The sequence below is a fragment of the Mycolicibacterium agri genome (genome assembly GCF_002553505.1).
Lineage (GTDB): Bacteria > Actinomycetota > Actinomycetes > Mycobacteriales > Mycobacteriaceae > Mycobacterium > Mycobacterium agri.
The window spans coordinates 1-1313 of the sequence record NZ_PDCP01000208.1 but is presented as its reverse complement, the minus strand read 5'-3'; the positions used below and the strand labels follow the sequence as shown (position 1 = coordinate 1313).

Below are 1313 nucleotides of genomic sequence, written 5' to 3'. Positions count from 1 at the left end.
CGCTGCCCCCGCGCCGCCGGTCGCCCCACCCCCGCCGCCTGTTCTCGGTTTGGGGAAGCTTTCGGCGGCGATGAAGTCCGCTAATCACGTCGCTCATGGGGAGGGGTTGGGAGCGACGCCTGAATTTCAGGCTGCCCTTGCTTTGGTGGCGGCGCTGCATGACCCGACGTTGGGCGGATTGAGTGAGTGGGCGTGCGCAGTGTTCAAGATGCCCGGTGAGAGCACCGCGCGTTTTGTGCTAGCCTCGCGAGAAGGACTGTCGTGGACGCCGGCGGGTGTGTATATGCCGGGTGGCGTCACGTTGGCGGTGCATGATGGCGACGCGGTGCCGTGGGAGGTGCGCAAGCTGTGGCGCGGTCTGCGGCCTCCGGCGCACGTGCTGGCCCACTACGCGAAAGCGATTGGTGAGACGCCGCGGATTGTGGTGGCTCGCCGGTGGACTGGCCTGGCCGCCATGTTCGGGCGAGACACGGTGATCGCGGCCGATGATCACCCGACGATCATGGATCCGAATCCACTGCGGAATCCCGCTGGTAGGCATCGGCTTGCGGTGGTCGCGCCGCATGCATGGGCGTGGGTGCAGGCCGTCCCTGACGGCGAGGTGTTGGGGCGGATGGGCGCTGTAGCGGCCCACGTTGCGGCGGTGCATGACCAGACGTACAGCCCGATAGACATCATCGGCGCAGATGGGCCGATTCCGGGTGATCGCGCGTTGCGCGGCAACGCGGTTGGCCAGATCGGGCGTGACGGTGGCGCTGCGGTGTGGTCAGCGGTCGAGCAGCAGATGACCTATGTGCGAATGCAGATCATGACAGCGCCGCTCACGGTGCCGAATCCACTGGTGGACGGCTGGAACGAGGATCTGACCGACGCGGAGAGGTTGCTGCGCGGTTGGGAGGTGCTGTGGCTGGCTCAGCGGCCGGCGACACGGGAGACCCTGGCGGACATGGCCTACGCGGCGCTGGCTGCCCTCAATGGCGATGCTGTTGGCCCGATATGGCAGATCATCACGGAAGGCGGGAGCGTGCGCTGATGGCCGCCTGGCCCCCTTTTAGGTGAATTCCAGGGCGATGTGGTTGTCGGCCGCGAATCGGCAGCAGTCTCGCAGGTTTGACAGCGGCTCAGCCCAGTCGCGCTTGTCGGAGTCGTCTGCCCACTGGGTGATCACCTGCGCGAGTGCTGGTGCGAGCCGCTCGCACTGATGCGAGGGTAGGTATCCCTCGCTGTCTGGGTGGTTGGCTATGTCAACTCGAATTGGCCCCGGCTGGGCGGTTCGAAGTGGCCCCGCCCGGGGAAGGCTGGAGTTGCCGTGC

1 pseudogene is annotated in these 1313 nt (G+C 66.7%); it reads left to right on the top strand.

Features of this window, described 5'->3' with window-relative positions:
* Window positions 1-1033 (top strand): annotated as a pseudogene (locus tag CQY20_RS33775) (hypothetical protein); the annotation flags it as partial.
* Window positions 1034-1313: the final 280 nt, after the last annotated feature.